This window comes from Micromonospora sp. NPDC005205, assembly GCF_040608275.1.
Classification (GTDB): Bacteria; Actinomycetota; Actinomycetes; order Mycobacteriales; family Micromonosporaceae; genus Micromonospora.
On sequence record NZ_JBEXHV010000004.1, the window covers coordinates 192,043 to 207,833 of the forward strand.

Genomic DNA, 15,791 nt, shown 5'->3' on the forward strand with positions numbered 1-15,791 from the left:
GGAAGGACGCCGCCGACGCACGAATCCTTGCGTCGGCGGCGTCGCCGTGTCGAGCGGTCAGCGGACCAGTTCGGTCGCCTGCTGCTGGGCGCGGTCGAGTGCCGACTTGAGGTCGGCCTTGCCCTGCAGTGCCGCGACCACGTTCTGCACGACCACCTTGCGGATGTCCGGCGTCTTGGCCTCGAACCCCAGCACGATCTGCGGCAGGCTGGTCTCGGTGAGCCCGTCGAAGACGGGGAGGAACGGCGTGGCCTTGAGCGCTTCCGCGCTGCGCTGCGTGGTGGTGGCGACGCTGCTCGCGCCGAGGATCTCCTGGAGCTTCACCTGGTTCTGCGGCTCCAGCGCCCACTTGATGAAGGTGGCGGCCTCGTCCTTGCCCTCGCTGGCCTCGTTGATCACGATTGGTGCGAGGATCGCGCCCTGCTTGCGGACCGGGAACGGGATGGGAGCGACGTTGAAGTTCAGCTTGGCGTTCTGGCCACGCGTGGCGGTCACGTAACCGCCGTTGTTGAGCTCCATCCCGACCTTGCCCTCGGCGAACATCCGCCGAAACGTGGCAGCGTCCGCGCCGCGCGGGATCACGTTCGCGTCGTACAGGTCCTTGAACGCCTGGAGGCCCTTGAGGTTCTCCGGCGAGTTGATCGTCAGGTTCTTTCCGTCGGACCACGCGCCGCCGAAGCCGTAGACGTAGTTGAAGATGTCCTGCCAGACACCGGCCTCCTCGGCCTCCGTCTGGCGGAACGCCAGGCCGAAGACGTCGCCCTTGGTCAGCGACTTGGCGGTGGAGGTGAACTGCTCGTAGCTGGTCGGCGGCGTCGGGATCAGGTCCGCGTTGTAGAACATCGCGTAGTTCGACGCTTCGAAGATGACGCCGTGCCGGACACCGTCGTGGACCATGAACTGGTCCGGCTGCTTGAGCAGGTCGTACTTGCTGGCGTCGATCACCTTGTCCAGCGGTGCGACGAGACCGGCGTCCGAGGCCGCCTCGAACTCGGGCATGTCGAAGCGGACCAGGTCGGGACCCTTGCCGCTGCCCATCTGCGTGAGCACGGTCTGACCGAAGGTCGGGTACGGCACCGCGGCGGCGGAGACCTGGACCTTGGTCTGGCTCTGGTTGAACTCGTCGAGCCACTTCGTCAACAGGGGCCCGCGGCCCGGGTCGCCGAAGGTCGAGGCCGCGAAGGTCAGTTTGGTGACGCCGTCGCCGGAGCCGCCGTCGGAGCCGCAACCGGTCAGGAGCGTGGCGGCAAGGCCGAGGGCACATGTCGCCCTGGCGATGCCGAAATAAGCGCGCTTATTACCCATCGTTACTCCACTGTTACGAGATGACGTCAAGCCGATGAAATTGCAACGATCGTAGCGTCATGTGCAACGGTGTCAAGTGGCGATTGCGCATCGCGTCATCTATATTGCACAATATGCAATGACAGCGACGGCGCTACCGTCGCGCGAGGGGAGACACAGCCTTGGCGCAATCGATTCGCCGCGCGATCGACCTCATCCGTCGATCCGCGGAGCACCCGCTGTCCCTTACGGAGGCTGCGGACGTGCTCGGCGTCCACAAGTCCACAGCGCTCCGCATACTGCAAACACTGGAGTCCGCGCGCTTCGTCCGCCGGACGGGCGCGGGCACCTACGTGCTCGGCAGCGGCCTGATCGAGTTGTCCGAGCTCGCGCTCGGCTCGATGGACCTTCGCCAGCCCGCCGCCGCACACCTGCGTGCGCTGCAACGCGAGACCGGCCACACCGTACACCTGGCGCAACTGACCGGCGACGAGATCATCTATATCGACAAGGTCGACAGCCCGGCGTTCGACGCCGTCAAGCTGCCGTCGCGGGTGGGACGCGCGGTGTCGATCTACGCGAGCGCCGTGGGCAAGACCATCCTCGCCTACCTCCCCCGGCAGGAACGCGACAGGCTTCTCTCCCACGTCGTCTTCGAGAAGTTCACCGACACCACGTTCGCCGACCACGACTCCCTGGAAGCCGAACTTGCCCGCATCCACGACTGCGGCTGGGCCATGGACAACGGCGAGCACGACGCCTACGTGATGTGCGTGGCCGCGCCGATCAGGGATTCACGGGGGCAGGTCATCGCCGCTGCCTCGATCACGGCGATCGAGGTCATCGCGAGCCTCGACCAGCTCAAGAGCAACCTTCCGCTGCTCCTGGAGACCGCCAACAAGATTTCGTACGAGCTCGGCTACGCGCCGCCGCCCACCGTGGCCAGCCCGGACGGCGAGATCCTCTCGGCGACCTGACCGCGCACGCCCCGGGCGATCACCGCGTTCTCGGCGCCGACCCGCCGGTGATGCGGTGGTGCTCGTCGGTCTCCATGTCGATGAAGGCCTGGATCATGCCCCGGTAGATCCGTTCGATCAGATCCGGGTCGGCACCGGCCTCGCTGGCCAACGTGCGGACCCGGGCCACCACCTGCGCCACCCGGTCCGGCGCACGGACGGCCTGACCGTCGCTCTTGAGCGGGGCGGCCTGCCGGACCAGCTCCTCCCGACGGGCAAGCAGCCCGACCAGGTCCCGATCCAGCTCGTCGATCCGAGCGCGGATCGCTGTCAACGTCGTCGCGGTCTCTGCCACGCCGGAAATCGTCGCACGACAGCGACACGATCAGGGGACCCGTTCGCCGGCCGACGCGTCGAATGCCGGCTATCACCCTAATCTCGACACGTTCATGTTCGCCTCGGCACGGCAACCACGGAGGGTGACGATGGGCGGAATGCCACGGCGTCAGTTCGTCAGACTCTCCGGAACCGCCGGCGCCACCGGACTGCTGGGACTGGTCGGCGCGGACCGGGCGTTGGCCGACGGGGGCCCGACCCCCGCGCCGTCGCCCTCGACACCCGGCGGCCCCGGCGCGGCGGCCTGCCCCACACCCTCGGCCCTGTGCGGCTACCCCGCCGACACCGGTGGCAGGTACGACCTGTGGGACCGGGTCCAGGTCTGCGAGGGCACGAAGACCGGGCCGCCATTCCCCCAGTGCCTGCGGACCACTCCCACGTACGTCGTCCTCAATGGAGGGTCGGGCTCGAACCACGACTTCCTGCTCGTGCCCAGTTGCCGGATCAGCGGCATCGAGTGCCCGTTCATCACCACCGCCAGCGCGCCGAACTACTGGCTGGACGCCTGGGACAACGCCCAGCCGGGGCAGCCGGGGCACGTCGTCTATCCCCACCTCGGGCTGGGCGTCAACTCGGCCGACCCGACGATCCGTCAGCAGGACCAGCTCCACATCCACCTCGCCGGGATCCACTCGGGGATCCAGACGCAGCTGAACAACCACGACAGCGCGATCAGCAACGACCCGAACCGGTGGCGCAACCAGATCGTGCCGATCTGGGGCCTGACGAGCACCGGCCTGCCCGCCCCGCGCTCATACCGGGTTCTGCACGTCGCGAACCTGAACGGGAACCTCTTCCGGCTCCTGCTGGACAGCGTCGTGCGGCCGACCGGAGCGGCGATGGCCGCGCAGATGCTGGCCGTGACGCCCCGCCTGATCGGCGGCGGCGGGTTCTACGTCCTGAACAGCGAGCCGGGCCTGCCCGTCCCGGCCGGTCAACCCGGGGGTACGGGCACCGTCGACTTCCTGCTGGCGTACGCCTGAGCCGCCCGCTCAGCGCAGCAGCGCCATCCGGTCGATGATGGAGTCGCGCAACTCCGGCGGCCAGGGAAACAGCGGCGCTGCCACGCGGAGCTGGGCAAATCCGTGCAGCCCGACCCAGAGCGCTGCCGCGTCGCCGAAGGGGTCGGCGCTGGTCGACCGTCCCGCCGCGACACAGTCCGCGAGCGTACGCCGCAGGACCTCGAAGGCCCCCATGCCGAGCACGGCGAGCTCGTCCGCCATGCCGGGCGCCCGCTCAAGGGCCTGCCCGGCGTCCCAGACGGCGCCGAACATCACCCGGTACTGGTGGGGCCGGCGTTCGGCGAAGGCCAGGTAGGCCGCGCAGGTCGCGCGTAGCCGCTCGACCGGATCCGCGTCCTCTGGTGTGCCCAGTTCCTGCTCCAGGATGTCGAACGCGCGTTGCGCGACCGCGAGCAGGATCGAGTCCAGGTCCGGAAAGTGCGGATAGATCGACGGCGCGGAGATGCCGGCCTGCCGGGCGATCCCGCGCAGGGTCACGCCCTGCGGCGCTCCGTCCTCAAGGAGCGTCATCGCGGCGTCGACGATCTCGTCGCGCAGTTGGGCACCTTCGCCGCGCTTGTTACGGGCCCGTGTTCTCGGTGTGGTCACTCCTTGACTTTACAGACGTTAGGCGAGCGCGTAAGTTAACGACTGTAAGTTGACGTACGTTTCCTCAAGAAGGAGCCTCTCATGACCACAGCGACCGCTACCCGAATCGACACCGCCGCCCCCACCCACCGCGCCGACCTTGCCGGCCGTGCGCTGGCGGCCCTCGCGTCCCTCGCCACCGGCGTCGCGTTCGTCAACGGCGTACTACTGACCATCAACGCCAGCGACGAGCGCCTGTTCATCGAGGGCTGGCGGGTCTCCAGCTTCGGCATCTTCGCCGCGCTCTTCGCCCTGCTGGCGGTCAGGCCGCGCCAGGCGGCCGGCGTCTGGGAGATCGTGCTCGCCGGCAAGGCCGCTCTCGTCGTGTTCGGCGCGCTGATCGGAGACGTTCCGGAGGCCCGCCTGTCGGCCGTCATCGACTTCGGGCTCGTCGCCGTCGTCGCGGCCGCGTACGTGCTGTGCCGCGGCTGGTTGGCGTGGCGTCCCGCGACCACCAACCCGACCCGATGACGGAGACGACAATGCCCTCCACCTCGCCTTTCCGCCGCGTCGACCGGACCGTCACCATCTCGATCTGGGCGGTCCCGGTCCTGGTCGTCGGACAGTTCGCCATGCTGGCCATCGTCCCGGTCGTCCTCGCGCTGACCGTCAGCCTGCGGCACGCCCACCTACGCCGACTACGCCGCTGGACCATCGCTCTCGCCGCCGCCTACGCCACTCCGCTGATCCTCTGGGCCATCGGGCCTGACCGCGCCCCGAGCCTGTCCAAGGACATGCACCCGGTCTTCGCCGCGCTGATCGTCGTGGCCGCGCTGGCTACGGCAGCTGCCCTCCACCTCGGCAGGCGGCGTCCGAGCGGACCAGACGGCTCGTCGAACGAGCGGACGTCCTCCCGGGCCGCGCCGTGACCGATCCAATTCTCCCCCCGCGAGCGGAAGCGCCGGATCGCCCGTCGCCGTCATCCGACGGTGGCGGGCGATCCGAGCACTCGGTAACTGTCCTGGCGCGTGACGGATCAGCGAAGTGGCAGGGTGGCCAGCGCCAGGTTGGGGTCGACGCCGGTGGTGTACGCGGCACTGAGCACGTAGACGGTGCGACCGCGCACGGCCACCGAGGTCGGGTTCTGCAACCCGTCGGCCGCAGTCATCACCGTTCGGGAACGGCCGGCCGCGTCGATGCTCACCACGGTGTTCGGCCCGTTCAGCGTGGCGATGACCGTGTCGTCACCGGCATCGACGAAGGCGAAGTCGTCGATACCGACCAGACCGGTCGCCACCACCCGGACCGGCCCGGGTCGGCCGTGCCGCAGCGGAATGCGCAGCAGCGTGCCCTGGTCGAGGTTGGTCGCCCAGACCGCGCCGGCTCGGACCTTGATGCCGTTGGCACCGAGGAAGCCCGCCGGGGCGAGCTCGGGTGCCGAGGACCACACCTCGGCGCGACCGCCTTGCAGGGGAACCGTCGAGATCGTGCCGAGCACCGAGTCCGTGAGGTAGAACCTCTTCGTCCCCGCGTCGAACGTCAGGCCGTTGGGGAGCCCGTCGGCCGGCAGGGCCGCGATGCGGTACGGGGACCGGCCGGGACGAAGCCGGTACAGCCCCGTGGTGGCGGCGTCGCCGCTCGCGTAGAGGAAATAGATGGTGCTGTCAGCCATTCGAACGATGCCCGTGGTCAGCGCGAACCCGAGCACCGGCGTGTTGACGCCGCCGTCGGCCGGGGCCGGCAGGGTTGCCAGAACCCGCGTCCCGCCGGACGGGGTGACCGCGGCGACCTGTCGGGCCGCCGCGAAGGTGACGTAGGCGGTCCCGTCCGGGCCGAGCGCGACGTTCTCCGGCAACTGGCCCTTCGCCAGGTCGAAGTGGACCGCGATCCGCGCGGGCACCGGCGCGGCCGACGCTCGACTCGGCCCGACGGTGAGCGCCCGGGTGGTCGCGGCCGGTGCGGCGCTCGACGGCACGACCGTCACGACACCGAACCCGGCTGCTGCGACAGCGACTGCGAGGGTCATTGTTCTCTTGCGCATTTCTGTCCTTACTCACGGTGTTGTTGGTGGGCTTGAGCAGGGCGCGACGGGTCCGGCGCTCCTTGCGGAGCACCTCGTGTCGAGCCGATGGGGACGGCGCTATTCGCGCCTGACGAGCGGCTGCGAAGCACCGGCACGGGTGGTGACGGCGCTGTGCGCGAGCAACGTCATCGCGGCGTGGGATGCCGAGCCGGGTTCGGTGGTGGCGGCGATGACGGTCTGGCCGGTCTCGGTGCGCAGGGTCTGCTGTGTCACGTCCATCGCACCGACCAGCGGGTGACACATCTGGTAGACGGTGTCGCCGCCGGCCTTCACCCGGTGGTCGGCCCACATGGCGGCGAACTGCGGACTCCGCACGGTCAACTCACCGACCAGCGCGGCCATCAGCGGGTCGTCCGGGTGCTGCCCGGAAGCCATCCGCAGTGTCGCCACCACCGCGCGGGCCTTGGCGGGCCAGTCCGCGTACAGGTCACGCGTGTGCGCGTCCAGGAACACCAGCCGTGCCATGTTCGGCCGTTGGTTCGGCCACTCCGGGATCTCCGGGTTCAGGTGACCGGCGAAGAGGGCGTGACCGGCGGTGTTCCAGGCCAGCACGTCGGCGCGGCGACCGAGCACCACCACAGGTACGTCACCAAGCGTCGCCACGAGCTGGCGTAGCGCCGGGCTCACTCGTTCCGGGGCCGGGCGACGTACGGCAGGCCGGCGGCGGGTTCCGGCCGCCAGCTCGCCCAGATGGCGGCGTTCCGCGTCGTCGAGTAGCAGTGCCCGGGCAAGCGCGTCGAGCACCTCGGGTGAGGCGTTCACGGCCTGTCCCTGCTCCAACCGGGTGTAGTAGGAGACGCTGACCCCGGCCAGCAGGGCCAACTCTTCCCGCCGCAGCCCTCGAACCCGGCGCCGCTCACCGTACGTCGCCACGCCGGTGTCCTCCGGCCGCAGCTGGGAGCGCCGGGCCTGGAGGAAGTCGCCGAGCTGTCCTCTCGCGTTCATGACTCGAAGTATTGCGAGCCCTGCCGGCCCCAACCACTCCCTGCCAGGGGTAGGCACCGCCCGGCGAGGCAGTCCGTACGCATGCAGGCGACCCGGTGTCAGTTCGCGACGTCGCTGCCACTGACGGCGCCGGCGCGAAGGCCCTCATCGATGAAGCTGACCAGCCAGCTGAAGCTCTCGTCGACGGACGCGTCGATCTGGAACCCACCGGCCACCTCAAGGGTGGCGAACCCGTGCAGGACGCTACGAAGCGTCCGCATGGCGTGGATCACCTGGCCGGGTTCGAGGTCGTACCCGCCCAGCATGGCCGCCCATGAGGCGAGCACCCGCTCGCTGGCCGGGATGAACGGGTCGTCCGGGCCGGTCGGGCGGGCGGCGTTGCTGGCCGCGTACCGGCCGGGGTGTTCCCGCACGAACGTCCGCATCGCCTGCGCTCCGGCGGCGAGGGCTTCACTGCCGGAGCGGCCCTGAATGGCGTCACGGAGGGCGTCGCCGGCCTGGGTCATCCCCAGGATGGCGATCCGGTGTGCCAGGTCGGCCTGGCTGGCGACGTGCTTGTAGAGCGAGGGGGTCTTGATTCCCAGCCGTTCGGCGAGCAGACCCATGCTGAGGTTGTCGAAGCCGACCTCGTCGACCAGCGCGGCGGCGGCTTCGGTGACCGATGCCGGGGTGAGCCGCGCCTTAGGCACTGGTCAGCGTCCGGGCGAGGAAGGGCAGGGCCAGCGCGAGGACCTCGTCGGGCGTCTGGACGTGCGGGTAGTGGCCCGCGCCCTCGATGACAGCCAGCTCGCCGAGCCCTCGCGGCAGGTCGGCGAGGATGCGCTCACCCTCGGCCCGTGGGTCGGCCCAGTCCGGGTCGACGCTGCCCTGGATCACCAGGACCGGGCAGGTGACATTCGGCAGTTGCCGACCGGCGTCGGCCGGGCTGCTCTTGGCCATGGACTGGAGGGCCTTCATCCGGCCGGGCTCACTCATCTTGGCCTCGATGCGCGCCAGCTCACCGTGCCAGTCGGCGGGCTTGGTGGGGATCGCCACGTCGAGGTACCTGCGCCAGTTCGCCACGCTGCCCCGGACGAGCACCTGCGCCAGTTGGAGGTAGCCGGCGCGGAAGCGCTTCACCCGCACCAGCCCACCCAGGTCGAAGGACTGCGCGCGGGTGAACGGCGCCAGCTCGATGACGCCGCTGATCAGCTCGGGGGCGGTGGCGGCCGCGATGGTCGCGGCGCCGCCGCTGATCGACTGGCCGATGATCACGGCGGGGCCTCCGAGGTGGCGCACGACGGCGACCAGATCACTCGCGATGTCGGTGCGGCTGTAGCCGTCCCAGCCGAGACTGGAGTCGCCGCAGCCACGGATGTCGACGTTGGCGACCCGGTATCCGGCCGCGGCGAGGGCCGGGGCGACGAACCGGTAGGAGTGCCGGCTGTCGCCCATGCCGTGCGCCAGGACGACAAGCGGGCCATGGCCGGTCACCTCGTACGCGAGGGTGTTGCCGGCGATGTTCAGGTATTCGGTCATGACGTCCTCCAGCAAGCTAATGTGATTAGCTAGAGGCTAACCGAATTAGCCGCGATGGGCAAGTACCGGTCGCCGCTACTTCCCTCCACCCATGCCGAGCTGGGGATAGAGGGCATCGGGGGCGGCGGCCGCCCCGGTCGGCCGAGCGACAGTGACTGTCGTACCGAAGTCGCTGTAGCGCAGGGACGCGTTCGGCAACCCGTTGGCCTCCGGGATCAGGAAGCTGACCAGCCGACCCTCGGTGTCCAGCGTCGCCCGGAAAGCGTGGCTGCGCGCGCCGTCCGGGAAGACACCACCGGGAGGGGGGCGGAAGCTGATCCCGTTGCCGGCGGCAACCCGGGTCACGTCGATCGTCCCGGTGATCTGGGTGCCGTTCACCCGTGCGGTGACGATCGCGTCGATGAGGCGGCCGGAGCCGCCGAAGTCGTTTCTGCACGGCGCGAAGCTCAGGGCGAAGTCCGGCGGCAACCGGGCCGGGTCGAGGACCATCCAACCGTCGCCGACACCGCGAAGGAGTGCGCCGGCCTTCATGTAGACCTCGTCGTCGATCATCCGGATCTCGATGACCCCACCCGGCGCCGAGATGGTGGCGATCGAGCGCTTGCGGACGTTGTCGCTGCGCGACAGCGCCGCGATCTGACTGGCGATATCGACGTCGCTGCGAAAACTCGTCCGATCGACGAACGCCGTGCCCGTCCGCAGCAGACCGATCGCCTCGGCCGTCATTGTGGCATCGGCGCTGGCCGTCGAAGCCGGGGCGGATCGAGGCTTGGGTGCACTGTCCTTCGATGCGCCAACCGAGCAACCCAGCATGAGCAGGCCCGCAGAAATGCCGGCCAGTGTGGCTCGACGTGTCATGCCCGTCACGGTAGGCCGACCTGGCAAGGCCCGGTGACCCATATAGTTCGGCGATGGAAACGGACACGGTGCGACAGGCTTACACGTCCGTCGCGGAGCTCTACATCGAGCTGTTCGGCACGGGCCAGCAGGTGGACGCCGACGACCTCGCCCTCATCCGGCGACACCTGGGCAGCCGGCCCGGCCGGGTGCTCGATCTGGGGTGCGGGCCTGGCCACCTCACCGGATACCTTCGCGAGCTGGGCGTCGACGCAGCAGGGATCGACCTGGTCCCCGAGTTCATCGCCCATGCGCGGGCGGCCCACCCGGGCGTCGAGTTCCACCTCGGCTCGATGGAACGCCTCGATATCGCCGAAGACTCCGTCGACGGCATCCTGGCCTGGTACTCGTTGATTCATCTTCCGCCGCCCGAGTTGGACGGCATGCTCAAGGAGTTCCGAAGGGTGCTGGTCCCGGCCGGGCGGTTGGTCCTGGGCGTCTTCGACGCCGAGGAGGTCGGCGCCTTCGACCACAAGGTCCTGACCGCCTACCGCTGGCCGGTCGACGAGATCTCCGAACGACTCGGCCGGGCCGGTTTCCGCGAGGTGGAACGCCTCCGGCGGTCCGCCACCGACGAGCATCGGCCGCTTGCCGCCATCGCGGCGATCGCGGTGTGAGGACGCCGAGGGCCGGCCTCCCGTCCTGGGAGACCGGCCCTCGCCCAGCTGAGCACCCGCGTCCGGGCGGGCGTCAGCACTCAGGCGTTGAGCTTCCCGGCGATCGTGACGACCCGCTCGGCCATGTGGTCGAGCGCGGCGAACTGGGCGTCGCCCAGCGGGGCGTCGTTGCTGCCCCCGGTGACGTGCGAGACGCCGTACGGGTTGCCGTCCGCGAACTTCAGCGGGTCGGTGTAACCCGGGGCGACGACCAGACCCCCGAAGTGGTGGATGGTGTTGTAGAGCGCGAGAAGGGTCGACTCCTGGCCGCCGTGCGCGGTCATGGAGGCGGTGAAGCCGGCGTACACCTTGTTGGCGAGCTGGCCCTGCGCCCACTGCGGACCGAGGGTGTCGAGGAACTGCTTGAGCTGGCTGGCGACGTTGCCGTAGCGGGTGGGCGTGCCGAACAGCACCGCGTCCGCCCAGACGACGTCGTCGGCGGTCGCCTTCGCCTCGTCCTTGGTAGCGTCGAAGTGCTGGCTCCAGGCGGCGTTGGAGGCGATGGCCTCGGCCGGGGCGAGCTCCGGAACCTGACGCAGACGCACCTCGGCGCCAGCCTTCTCGCCAGCCTCGGCGAGGCGCTTGGCCATGGCGTGCAGAGTGCCGGTGGACGAGTAGTAGATGACGGAGAGCTTGGTCATCGGAGGCATCCTTCCCAGGAAAGTAGTTGCCGCTGATAAATTTGCGGCCGCAACAATCTCGACATTAGCAGCCGCCTCGCGGTGTCCCAACCTCCTGACCATGCTCACCGGCGTGACGGAGCACACCAGGAGACGGGCGCGGGCCGCAGCCGTCCAGCCGATGAGGCGGAATGTGCGCGCCCCTACGATGAGGTGATGGACCCCGCGGGGACGCCACCGGCGGCGCGGTACCACCTGCTCGGGCCGGTCGAGGCGCGGTCGGCCTGCGGGGAACCGCTGGCCCTCGGCACGCCGATGCAGGTGCGCCTCCTGGCCGTGTTGATGTCGCAGCCGGGCACCGGGTGGTCCATCGACCAACTCGTCGACGAGCTGTGGCAGGGGCGCCCGCCGAAGACGGCAGCCGGCAACGTGAAGACCTATGTCTGGGCGCTGCGCCGGGCGCTGCGCTCCCCGGGCTTCCCCGACCCCGCCATCGTCGCCGGGCCCACCGGCTACCGTCTTGCCCTGGACGGGCTGGCGGTGGACAGCGTGGCCTTCGACGACCTGGCCCAGCGCGGGTATTCCGCGCTGCGGCAGGGTCACTGGTCAGCCGCCCAGGAGACGTTCGAGGCCGCGTTGGCGCTCTGGCGTGGGGAACCGTTCGCGGGCCTCCCCGGCTGGGGGGTGTTGCGCTCAGTCCGAGCGCGCCTCGAAGAACAGCGGTCCAGCCTGGTGGAGGAGGTCGTCGACCTCAAACTGCGCGCCGGACAGCATCACGAGCTGATCGAACCGCTGCGGAGCCAGGTCGACGACGACCCGCTGCGCGAGCGCCCATGGGGGCAACTGATGGTGGCCCTGGCGCGGACCGGCCGGCGTGCCGACGCGCTGGCGACGTACCGGCAGCTTCGCCGCCTCCTCGCCGAGGAGGTGGGAGTCGAGCCCGGTCCCGATCTCCAGCAGCTGCACACCCGCATCCTGCGGGCGGAACGGGAGCCGTTGGCATCCGATCCGCGGCCCTCGGAAGGAACCCCGCCGCGTTTCGTCCCCCGGCAGCTGCCGGCCCCACCGACGTTGTTCACCGGCCGGGCCGGGGAGCTGGCCCGGCTCACCTCGCTGCTGCTCGATGACCCCCGCTCGGCCAGCACCGTCGTCATCACCGGTACGGGCGGCGTCGGGAAGAGCTGGCTGGCGCTGCGCTGGGCGCACGACAACCGGCATCACTTCCCCGACGGGCACCTCCACGTCGACCTGGCCGGATTCGGCACCGCGACGCAGGAGGCGTCACCCTCGGCCGTCGTACGCTCGCTGTTGCCCGCCCTGGGTGTGAAGCTCCTGGAGATCCCCGCGGAGCCGGCGGCCCAGTTCGCCCTGTACCGCAGCCTGACCGCAGCCCGACGGCTGCTCGTGCTGCTCGACAACGCCCGCGACGCGGAACAGGTGCGGCCCCTGCTTCCAGGGTCGACCCGCTGCGGTGTGCTCGTGACGAGTCGCCACACCCTGCCCGGCCTGGTCACCACCGATGGCGCCCATCTCCTCGCGCTGGACCTGCCCAGCGACGACGAGGCGCGCCAACTGCTCGTCCGCCGACTGGGCGCGCAGCGGGTCATCGCCCAGCCGGCAGCGGTCGACGAGCTGATCGGACGTACCGCGCGGTTGCCCCTGGCGCTGTCCATCGTGGCCGCGCGAGCCGCCGCCCGGCCCACATTTCCGCTCCAGGCCATCGCCGACGACCTGGCGGCGAGCCGGGGCGGGCTCACGGCCCTGGCCACCGACGATGCCGCCACCGACGTGCGCACGGTGCTCTCCTGGTCGTACCGACTGCTCAGCGCGGACGCGGCCCGGCTGTTCCGGCAGATCAGCCTGCATCCCGCCCCGGACGTCAGCGCGGCGGCGGCGGCCAGCCTCGCCGGTGCGCCATCGCACCTGATCCGGCCGGCGCTCGACGAGTTGGCCCGGGCGAACCTGCTGGCCGAGCAGTCCCCCAACCGCTTCCGCTGTCACGATCTGCTCCGCGCGTACGGGGAGGAACTGACGCGCGCTCTCGACCCTCCGGCCGACCGTGGCGCCGTCCGCAGGCGCGTGCTCGACCACTACCTGCGTGTCGCTCGTGACGCGGCGAGGCTTGTCGACCCCGGCTGGCAGCCGCTCGACCCGCCGCCCCTGCCCACCGACGCGTCACCGTCGGCGTTCGCCGACCACCGGGCCGCGCTGGCCTGGTTCACCATCGAACAGCGGGTGCTGCTGGCCGCGGTCGCCGACGCGGTCGCGCACGGCTTCGACGCCCACGCCGGGCAGCTCGCCCAGGCCCTCACTCCCCTGCTCGGGCGGCTTTCGCAGTGGCACGACCTGGCCACCGTGCAGACCATCGCGGTCGCGGTCGCGCGCCGCCGCGGTGACCCACAGGCCGAGGCGCTGGCCCACCGGGACCTCGCGCTGGCCCATATCCAGAACCGCCGGTTCGGTGCGGCCCACCACCACCTCCGGCGCGCCATGGCACGGTACGACCAGGCCGGCGACCGCCCGGGTCAGGTCAGCGCCCATCTGCACCTCGCCTGGCTGTCCGACATCGAGGGAGACGCAGGGGCGGCGCTGCCGCACGCCAGGCAGGCGCTGGCACTGGCCAGCCACATCGGCGACCGGCTCGGCGAGGCGGCGGCGCTCAACGCGCTCGGCTGGAGCCATGCGCGGCTGGACGAGCACGCCCGCGCCATCGCCTACTGCGAGCGGGCTCTCGCGCTCTACGAGGAGGCCGAGGATCGGCTCGGCACGGCCCACACCTGGGACAGTCTCGGATTCGCCTATCACGGTCTTGGAAAACACCCGAGCGCGGCGGACTGCTACCGGCGCGCGCTCACGCTCTACTCCGAGGTCCAGGACCCGTGCGGGAGGGCGGACACGCTCGTCCGCCTCGGCGACACCCATCAGGTGTTGGGCGACCACGACACCTCGGTCGACCTGTGGCGGCAGGCGTTGGCGATCCTCGACCGGGTCGGTCATCCACAGGCCGCGTTGCTGGCCGAACGGCTGGCCGCGTACCAGTGAACGTCCTGCGCCGGCCGTCCCCGGACCGGCATGGATCCGACGTGGACCGGGCGTCGGCAGGCTGGACGAATGTTGACCACGAAGAGAACCACCACCCGGCATCCGCGCGGGGTCGACCGTCGACGACGGCGGCTCCTCGGCAGCCTCTCGGTCGTCGTCGCGGCCCTCGTCACCCTGTCGCTCAACGCCCCACCGTCGCTCGCGGGCACCACGCCGACGAGCGGCGGTGCCAGGCCGGTCACCGTGGACGTCACCGGCGGTGGGAACGCTCGCATCGACTGGCAGGCGTGCCCGGAACAGCCCGACGATCCGGGCACGCGGTGCGGCACCCTGCGCCTGCCGGTCGACTGGGCCCGACCGGGAGGGGAGACCTTCCCTCTGGCGCTGGCCCGGCGTCCCGCCACCGACCCGGCCGCCCGCATCGGTGTCCTGGTCTTCAACCCCGGCGGTCCCGGCCTGTCCGGGGTGGACGTGGCGTTGACGGCTGCCAGCCAGCTCGGGCCGGACGTGCTGCGCCGCTTCGACATCGTCGGCTTCGACCCCCGGGGCACGGTCCGTAGCGCACCGGTGCGCTGCTCATCGGCGCTGCTGGGTCAGCAGCCCTCCCTGACACCCGCGAACGCCGCGGAGTTCGAGCGGCTCCGCACCTACAACCGGCAGTTGCGAGACGACTGCCGTGCCAACAGTGGCCCACTGTTCGACCACCTGGACAGTGTGAGCGTCGCGCGCGACACGGACGCCGTCCGGGCCGCACTCGGTGAGCGGCAGCTGAGCCTCTACCAGTGGTCCTACGGCACCCTGATCGGGCAGTCCTACGCCGAGCTGTTCCCCGACCGTGTCCGCGCCCTGGTCATGGACAGCGTGATGGACCACAGCCAGGGGGTACGGGAATACTTCCGCGGCGGCGCGGCCAGTAACGAGGCGCTGTTCCACGAGTTCGTGACCTGGTGCGAGCGAAACCCTGGCTGCGCGCTGCACGGACGTGACGTGCCGGCGCTCTACGACCGGCTGATGCGCCGTGCCGATGCCGGCACACTCGTCGACGCGGCCACCGGCACCCCGCTGAGCTGGTTCGAGCTTGGGTTCGCGACGTTCGTCAACTTCTTCGACGCGACCTGGGCCGATCTCGCGACCATGCTGCTCGCGCTGGAGCGGGGCGAGCCGGCCTCACTCGCGTCCCCGATGGTGCCGGTCGACGGCGACGAGGACCTGACCGAGTACGCGCTACCGGCGTTCTGCCAGGACTGGTCGCTGCCGATCGACGGGTTCGCCGACTGGAACCGGTATCTCGACCTGTCCCGCGCCACGGCACCGCACCTGCGAGCCTCCCCGTTGGCCGTCCGCTTCGCCGCTGTGTGCCTGGGCTGGACGGCGACCAACCCACAACATCGACTGCAGGTCCGGACGAGCGCGCCGCTGCTGGTGCTCAACGGGCGGTACGACCCGGCCACCCCGTACGACGGGGCCCAGCGGGTGGTGCGCCAGCTCGGCAGCCGGGGCCACCTCCTCACCTACGAGGGGTCGGGCCATGCCAGCTACCCGAGGACCGAGTGCACCCGCCGTCAGGTGGAGCGATACCTCATCACCAGAACCACGCCGCCGGTCGGTGCGAGCTGCCCGGCCGCCCCGGTCTGACGCGCCGGCGGTGTCACGGCGACGCTCCAGCTCACGGTAGGTGGTGCTGGGGCGTCGCCGCCCGCTCGGCAGGGCAGCGACGCTCGGAAGAACCCGCAGGTCGGGGGTGGTGGACCTGTCGCGGCGGGCGCGGGCCCCGAACCTGGGCACCCTTGACATCGAAAGGGGTA

The 15,791-nt window shown here is 70.5% G+C and carries 16 protein-coding genes; 7 read left to right on the plus strand and 9 right to left on the minus strand.

Annotated features, from left to right (window positions below; all coding sequences use genetic code 11):
- Positions 1-57: 57 nt before the first annotated feature.
- Complete coding sequence (locus tag ABZU43_RS10605; RefSeq protein ID WP_355006256.1) at positions 58-1,305, minus strand: sugar ABC transporter substrate-binding protein; 1,248 nt, start codon at positions 1,303-1,305, stop codon at positions 58-60.
- Positions 1,306-1,466: 161 nt separating this feature from the next.
- On the opposite strand from ABZU43_RS10605, the gene ABZU43_RS10610 reads away from it, so the two are divergent.
- Positions 1,467-2,261 (plus strand): IclR family transcriptional regulator, encoded by a 795-nt coding sequence (locus ABZU43_RS10610; protein WP_355006257.1) that lies wholly within the window; start codon positions 1,467-1,469, stop codon positions 2,259-2,261.
- A 19-nt stretch (positions 2,262-2,280) separates the two neighbouring features.
- Here the strand turns inward: ABZU43_RS10610 and ABZU43_RS10615 are convergent, their stop codons facing one another.
- A complete protein-coding gene (locus tag ABZU43_RS10615; protein ID WP_355006258.1) occupies positions 2,281-2,595 on the minus strand; it encodes a chorismate mutase in 315 nt (104 codons plus the stop codon).
- A gap of 139 nt (positions 2,596-2,734) precedes the next feature.
- Between ABZU43_RS10615 and ABZU43_RS10620 the strand changes: the two genes are divergently transcribed.
- Complete coding sequence (locus ABZU43_RS10620) at positions 2,735-3,619, plus strand: CDP-diacylglycerol diphosphatase (RefSeq protein WP_355006259.1); 885 nt, start codon at positions 2,735-2,737, stop codon at positions 3,617-3,619.
- 9 nt (positions 3,620-3,628) lie between these two features.
- On the opposite strand, the gene ABZU43_RS10625 is transcribed toward ABZU43_RS10620, so the two are convergent.
- Positions 3,629-4,246 (minus strand): TetR/AcrR family transcriptional regulator, encoded by a 618-nt coding sequence (locus ABZU43_RS10625; protein WP_355006260.1) that lies wholly within the window; start codon positions 4,244-4,246, stop codon positions 3,629-3,631.
- Positions 4,247-4,327: 81 nt separating this feature from the next.
- On the opposite strand from ABZU43_RS10625, the gene ABZU43_RS10630 reads away from it, so the two are divergent.
- Both ABZU43_RS10630 and ABZU43_RS10635 read left to right on the plus strand, forming a co-directional pair.
- On the plus strand, positions 4,328-4,756 hold the full coding sequence (locus ABZU43_RS10630) for a hypothetical protein (protein ID WP_355006261.1): 429 nt from the start codon (positions 4,328-4,330) through the stop codon (positions 4,754-4,756).
- Between the two features lie 11 nt (positions 4,757-4,767).
- On the plus strand, positions 4,768-5,154 hold the full coding sequence (locus tag ABZU43_RS10635) for a hypothetical protein (RefSeq protein WP_355006262.1): 387 nt from the start codon (positions 4,768-4,770) through the stop codon (positions 5,152-5,154).
- 107 nt (positions 5,155-5,261) lie between these two features.
- Here ABZU43_RS10635 and ABZU43_RS10640 read toward each other — a convergent pair whose 3' ends face one another.
- The 5 genes from ABZU43_RS10640 to ABZU43_RS10660 form a co-directional block, all read right to left on the minus strand.
- Complete coding sequence (locus tag ABZU43_RS10640; RefSeq protein ID WP_355006263.1) at positions 5,262-6,266, minus strand: hypothetical protein; 1,005 nt, start codon at positions 6,264-6,266, stop codon at positions 5,262-5,264.
- Positions 6,267-6,365: 99 nt separating this feature from the next.
- Positions 6,366-7,253, minus strand: coding sequence for a helix-turn-helix domain-containing protein (locus tag ABZU43_RS10645; protein WP_355006264.1), 888 nt, complete (start codon positions 7,251-7,253; stop codon positions 6,366-6,368).
- A gap of 98 nt (positions 7,254-7,351) precedes the next feature.
- On the minus strand, positions 7,352-7,942 hold the full coding sequence (locus tag ABZU43_RS10650; RefSeq protein WP_355006265.1) for a WHG domain-containing protein: 591 nt from the start codon (positions 7,940-7,942) through the stop codon (positions 7,352-7,354).
- Positions 7,935-8,771: an alpha/beta hydrolase gene (locus ABZU43_RS10655; protein ID WP_355006266.1), complete on the minus strand. Its 837-nt coding sequence runs from the start codon at positions 8,769-8,771 to the stop codon at positions 7,935-7,937. Before ABZU43_RS10655 ends, ABZU43_RS10650 begins: the two co-directional genes overlap by 8 nt.
- 75 nt (positions 8,772-8,846) lie before the next feature.
- Positions 8,847-9,497: a hypothetical protein gene (locus ABZU43_RS10660; RefSeq protein ID WP_355006267.1), complete on the minus strand. Its 651-nt coding sequence runs from the start codon at positions 9,495-9,497 to the stop codon at positions 8,847-8,849.
- Positions 9,498-9,682: 185 nt separating this feature from the next.
- On the opposite strand from ABZU43_RS10660, the gene ABZU43_RS10665 reads away from it, so the two are divergent.
- Complete coding sequence (locus tag ABZU43_RS10665) at positions 9,683-10,285, plus strand: class I SAM-dependent methyltransferase (protein ID WP_355006268.1); 603 nt, start codon at positions 9,683-9,685, stop codon at positions 10,283-10,285.
- A gap of 80 nt (positions 10,286-10,365) precedes the next feature.
- Here ABZU43_RS10665 and wrbA read toward each other — a convergent pair whose 3' ends face one another.
- Positions 10,366-10,965 (minus strand): NAD(P)H:quinone oxidoreductase, encoded by a 600-nt coding sequence (gene wrbA / locus ABZU43_RS10670; protein ID WP_355006269.1) that lies wholly within the window; start codon positions 10,963-10,965, stop codon positions 10,366-10,368.
- Between the two features lie 195 nt (positions 10,966-11,160).
- Here wrbA and ABZU43_RS10675 point away from each other — a divergent pair, with 195 nt between their 5' ends.
- Entirely contained in the window at positions 11,161-13,986 is a 2,826-nt protein-coding gene (locus ABZU43_RS10675) for a BTAD domain-containing putative transcriptional regulator (RefSeq protein ID WP_355006270.1), read from the plus strand.
- 69 nt (positions 13,987-14,055) lie between these two features.
- Positions 14,056-15,621, plus strand: a complete 1,566-nt coding sequence (locus ABZU43_RS10680; RefSeq protein ID WP_355006271.1) for an alpha/beta hydrolase — start codon at positions 14,056-14,058, stop codon at positions 15,619-15,621.
- Positions 15,622-15,791: the final 170 nt, after the last annotated feature.

Coding starts and splice junctions, on each gene's coding strand:
- ABZU43_RS10605 (WP_355006256.1), bottom strand. CDS start 1,305: ATGGGTAATAAGCGCGCTTATTTCGGCATCGCCAGGGCGACATGTGCC.
- ABZU43_RS10620 (WP_355006259.1), top strand. CDS start 2,735: ATGCCACGGCGTCAGTTCGTCAGACTCTCCGGAACCGCCGGCGCCACC.
- ABZU43_RS10630 (WP_355006261.1), top strand. CDS start 4,328: ATGACCACAGCGACCGCTACCCGAATCGACACCGCCGCCCCCACCCAC.
- ABZU43_RS10635 (WP_355006262.1), top strand. CDS start 4,768: ATGCCCTCCACCTCGCCTTTCCGCCGCGTCGACCGGACCGTCACCATC.
- ABZU43_RS10640 (WP_355006263.1), bottom strand. CDS start 6,266: ATGCGCAAGAGAACAATGACCCTCGCAGTCGCTGTCGCAGCAGCCGGG.
- ABZU43_RS10645 (WP_355006264.1), bottom strand. CDS start 7,253: ATGAACGCGAGAGGACAGCTCGGCGACTTCCTCCAGGCCCGGCGCTCC.
- ABZU43_RS10655 (WP_355006266.1), bottom strand. CDS start 8,771: ATGACCGAATACCTGAACATCGCCGGCAACACCCTCGCGTACGAGGTG.
- ABZU43_RS10660 (WP_355006267.1), bottom strand. CDS start 9,497: ATGACGGCCGAGGCGATCGGTCTGCTGCGGACGGGCACGGCGTTCGTC.
- ABZU43_RS10665 (WP_355006268.1), top strand. CDS start 9,683: ATGGAAACGGACACGGTGCGACAGGCTTACACGTCCGTCGCGGAGCTC.
- wrbA (WP_355006269.1), bottom strand. CDS start 10,965: ATGACCAAGCTCTCCGTCATCTACTACTCGTCCACCGGCACTCTGCAC.
- ABZU43_RS10675 (WP_355006270.1), top strand. CDS start 11,161: ATGGACCCCGCGGGGACGCCACCGGCGGCGCGGTACCACCTGCTCGGG.
- ABZU43_RS10680 (WP_355006271.1), top strand. CDS start 14,056: ATGTTGACCACGAAGAGAACCACCACCCGGCATCCGCGCGGGGTCGAC.